The organism is Methylobacterium sp. WL103 (genome assembly GCF_008039885.1).
Lineage (GTDB): Bacteria > Pseudomonadota > Alphaproteobacteria > Rhizobiales > Beijerinckiaceae > Methylobacterium > Methylobacterium cerastii.
The window spans coordinates 1-4,201 of sequence record NZ_VRUX01000378.1 but is presented as its reverse complement, the minus strand read 5'-3'; the positions used below and the strand labels follow the sequence as shown (position 1 = coordinate 4,201).

Here is a 4,201-nt window from a genome sequence, read left to right as displayed (position 1 = left end):
GCCCTGCCGCGCGGCCTCGAGCGCGGCCGGCGTCGCGTCGGTGGAGCCGTCGTCGACGTAGATCAGCTCGAACGGCGCCAAGCCTGCGCAGGCGGCCTCGATCTCGGCGACGAGGCCCGCGATGTTGCCGGCCTCGTTCTTCACCGGCACCACGATGCTGAGGCGGGGGGAGGTCGGGTTCATGGGGCCACCGTCTGAGCCGCGGGCGTCACCGCGTAGGCGGTGAGGTCGACCCGGCGGCCGGCGTTGATGTTGAAGCCGGACACCTGCCCGACCGCCTTCGGCCCGGCGCCGCCGACGGGCCACGCGTCGGCGAAGTCGGCGGCCGAGCGCTGCTCGACGAAGACCAGGCGGCAGCCGCCGGCGTTGAGGAAGGCCAGCGCGTCGGCGCCGGTGTTCGGGGTGGCGAGGTCCGTTCCGATCAGGAACACCAGGCTCGGCTCGCGGTAGCCGAGGCTCGCGACCTGCGGCCGGCACGGCAGCGCGTCGCGGATCGCGGCGAGCCGATTCGAGACCTTCAGCGCCGGGATCTCGGTCTGCGCCAGCCCAAGCACCGCGGGCGAGAGCAGGCAGGCGGAGAGGATCGCGAACACCATCGCCCGCTCCGGGCCGCCCCGCGCGTAGGCCATCCAGGCGGCGCAGGCCAGCGCGCAGGCGGTTCCGAGCAGCGGCAGCGACAGCACGGGCAGCACCCGATCGAGGCGCCACGCGACCGCGACGAGGCCGATCGTCAACCCGACGGGAATCGCCGGCACGAGCAGCGCCACCGCGCGCGCGCCGCGCCGGGTCGGATCGAGGGCGCCGGCGCGCAGCGCCAGCACGGTGAGGATCGCCACCATCGGCATCAGCGGCAGGACGTAGTGCGGGAGCTTGGTCGGCACCGCCTCGAACATCGCCCAAGCCGGGACGATCGACGCCAGCAGGAAGGCGACGGCATCGTCCCCGCGGCGGCGCCACGCAAACGGGATCGCCAGGGCGGCGAAGGCGGCGCCGGGCCAGTAGGTCGCGAAGAACACCAGCGCGTAGGTGCCCGGCGGCGCCCAGTGCTTCTCCTTGGCGCTGCCGACCTTGGCCAGCATGTCGTGGCCGACGGCTTCGGTGAAGAAGGCGCCGCCGCTGCGCCAGGCGATCGCCAGGAACCACGGCGCGACGATGAGGGCGACGATCGCGAGGCCGGACCACGGGCGCAGCGACAGGATCCAGCGGCCGGAGCGCGCCTTCCACGACAGCGCCAGCATCGGCAGGCCGACGAACAGCGGCACCATCGGGCCCTTCACTAGGATGCCGAGGGCCAGCCCGAGCCAGAAGGCGAGCCGGCCTGCGGTCGAAGGGCCCGGGCCGGACCGGCCGAGCCAGGCGCGGGCGAGCGCGCCCAGCGAGGCGACCGAGCACGCGGTCAGCAGCGCGTCGGTCTTGGCGAGGTGCGCTTCGGCCGCGAGCATCAAGCAGGCGCCGAACAGGGCGCTGGCGAGGAAGGCGCCGCGGCGGGCGAGGAAGGCGAGCGCCGCCCAATAGGCCAGCAGTACGGCGGCGGTCGCGCCGAGCAGCGAGGGGATGCGGTAGAGCGCGATCGCGGTCCGCGCCTCGGGCACGCCGAGCGCTTCGACCGCCGCCACCGCGGCGGCCTGCGCCCAGTAGATGCCCACCGGCTTCTTGTGGCGGGCCTCGCCCTGGAAGCGGATGTCGACGCCGTCGCCGGTCTCGAGCATCTGCTTCGAGGCCTGGGCGAAGCGCGGCTCGTCCCGGTCCATCGGCTGCAGCGAGATCTGGCCGGGCAGGAAGCAGACGAGGCAGAGCGCGAGGAGCCACGCGCAGGCCCGCGCATGGCTCGCCGACACGGTGTTCAGGAGGAAGTCGCCGAACGCGAAGCCGGGGCCGGGCCGCGCGGCAAGGACGGGTCGCCCCGCGGCTTCGCTGGGGGTCATGGGCGCCGTGCGGACGGGAGGGGGTAAGCCGAGAAGGCGGTCATGCGCGGCTCCGGAACCGGCAACCGGCCTCGTCGTTCGGTCGATGCCCTGACGGGCGGCGGTGTCGATGATGCGGGCGGGATTGTCAAATGCCGGCCCCGCCGCCAAAGCCGCGGGGCCGGTCACAGGATGCGGGCTACGCCCGGTCGACGCTGGCGGCGGTGATCTCGGCGATCTTGGTGGCGCCGGCCTGGCGCATGATCGTCTCGAACTCGCGTTGCAGGATGTTGAGGACCGCCTCGACGCCGGGCTGGCCGAAGGCGGCCAAGCCCCAGACGTAGGGGCGGCCGACGCAGACGCCGGTGGCGCCCAGCGCCAGAGCCTTGAGCACGTCGGTGCCGCGGCGGAAGCCGCCGTCGATCAGCACAGGCACCCGGCCGTTCACCGCCGCCACGACCTCCGGCAGCACGCCGATAGTCGATTGCAGGCTCTCCTCGGCCCGGCCCCCGTGGTTCGACACGATCAGCGCGTCGACGCCGTGGTCGAGGGCCGTCTTCGCGTCCTCCTTGGTGACGATGCCCTTGAGCACGAGCTTGCCCTTCACGATGCCGCGCAGGCGCCGCACGTAGTCCCAGGTCATGCCGGTCCCGTAGAGGTTGGTCACGCGATCGACGTCGATCCCGTCGAACATCGGCTTGCGGCTCACCTCGTTCTTGAAGCCGGGCGTGTGGCAGTCGGTGCAGGTGCGGGTGTCGGTGCGGCGCTCGCGGAACAGGGTCTCGGTGTTGCGCCCGCCCTGGCGGTCCACCGTCAGCACGATGGCCGGCGCGCCGGCCTTCTCCGCGCGCTTCACCAGCGCCTCGGTCACCGCCCAGTCGTCGGTGGGGTAGAGCATGAACCAGACCGGGGCGCCGCGCTCCTTGATCACGTCCTCGATCGCCGACGACCCCACCGTCGACAGGATCATCGGGTGGCCCTTCACCCGGGCGGCCCGCGCCACCGCCAGCTCGGCGTCCGGGTGGAACGCGCCCTGGCTGCTCACCGGCGCCAGCGCAATCGGGCTCGCCCAGGTCTCGCCGAAGATCTTCACGCTCGTGTCGATCTTGCGCACGTCGATCAGCCGGCGGGCGCGGATGCGGATGTGCTCGAACCCGTCGCGGTTCGCCTTCAGGGTTTCGTCGCCGTCGACGCCGCTGGCGAGGTAGCCGTAATGGGCCGGCGGCAGCTCCTTCTTGGCTACCATCTCGAAGTCGAACACGTTGAGCGCCTGGGCCGGCGCGGCGATCAGGTCGCCGTTCATCACCGGCGCCTGCCGCAGCACGTCGTAGCTCTGGGCGAGCGCCCGCGAGGCGCCCGATTCAAGCAGCGTCGCCAGCGTGCCGACCGCCCCCGACGCGAGGATCGGGCTGGCGGAGAAGAACTCCAGCAGCTTGCGGCGGCTGATGGCAGGATCGGTCGCGGCGGCGGGCCGGGGATGCAGGCGGTCGGACATATGATTCTCGAAAGGCCAAGTTCTACAGAGACTTGTGCTTGGCCTTCGGCGAGCTTGGCAACAAGGCGCGCCCGCGCACGGCAGGTATGTTGCAGCGCACAAGATCCGGTTTTGTCACGGTGCGATCGCGGTGATAGGATCGGGTCTGCGGATTCGGCCGACTTGCCGAGCCGCCGAGGTGAGCGCTGGATGCCCTTTCAGATCGGATTGCTCGCCTTCCCCGGCGTTCAGCAGCTGGACCTGACGGCGCCCTACGAGGTCTTCGTCGGCGTGCCCGGCGCGGAGGTTCACCTCGTCGCCGCGAGCCTTGCGCCGGTGCGCAGCGCGACCGGGCTGATCCTGACGCCGACCACGACCTTCGCCGATTGTCCGGCCCTCGACGTGCTCTGCGTGCCCGGAGGCGTCGGCGTGAACGCGTTGATGGTGGACGACGCAGCCCTCGCTTTCGTGCGCCGACAGGCCGAAGGCGCGCGCTACGTCACGTCGGTCTGCACGGGCGCGATGGTGCTCGGGGCCGCGGGCCTGCTTCACGGCGTCCGGGCGACGACCCATTGGGCCGCGCACGATCTGCTGTCCGCCTTCGGAGCGATCCCGGTGCGCGAGCGCGTGGTGCGCGACGGCCGCTTCGTGACCGGGGGCGGCGTCACCGCCGGCCTCGACTTCGCCCTGACGCTGGCAGCCGAACTCGTCGGCCGTGAGCGCGCCGAGGCGATCCAGCTCGGCCACGAATACGCTCCCGTTCCTCCCTTCGACGCCGGCACGCCCGAAACCGCGTCGCCCGCCGTGCTGGCGGCGGCACGCG

The 4,201-nt window shown here is 72.4% G+C and carries 4 protein-coding genes; 1 reads left to right on the top strand and 3 read right to left on the bottom strand.

What is annotated here, in order from left to right:
* The 3 genes from FV222_RS18805 to FV222_RS18795 all read right to left on the bottom strand — a co-directional run.
* A partial coding sequence (locus FV222_RS18805) for a glycosyltransferase (protein ID WP_147815376.1) occupies nt 1-183 on the bottom strand: 183 nt, incomplete at its 3' end.
* Entirely contained in the window at nt 180-1,925 is a 1,746-nt protein-coding gene (locus FV222_RS18800; RefSeq protein WP_147762800.1) for a glycosyltransferase family 39 protein, read from the bottom strand. The genes FV222_RS18805 and FV222_RS18800, both read right to left, overlap by 4 nt.
* A 178-nt stretch (nt 1,926-2,103) precedes the next feature.
* Entirely contained in the window at nt 2,104-3,399 is a 1,296-nt protein-coding gene (locus FV222_RS18795) for an alpha-hydroxy acid oxidase (RefSeq protein WP_147762801.1), read from the bottom strand.
* Between the two features lie 189 nt (nt 3,400-3,588).
* Here FV222_RS18795 and FV222_RS18790 point away from each other — a divergent pair.
* A partial coding sequence (locus FV222_RS18790) for a DJ-1/PfpI family protein (RefSeq protein ID WP_147815375.1) occupies nt 3,589-4,201 on the top strand: 613 nt, incomplete at its 3' end.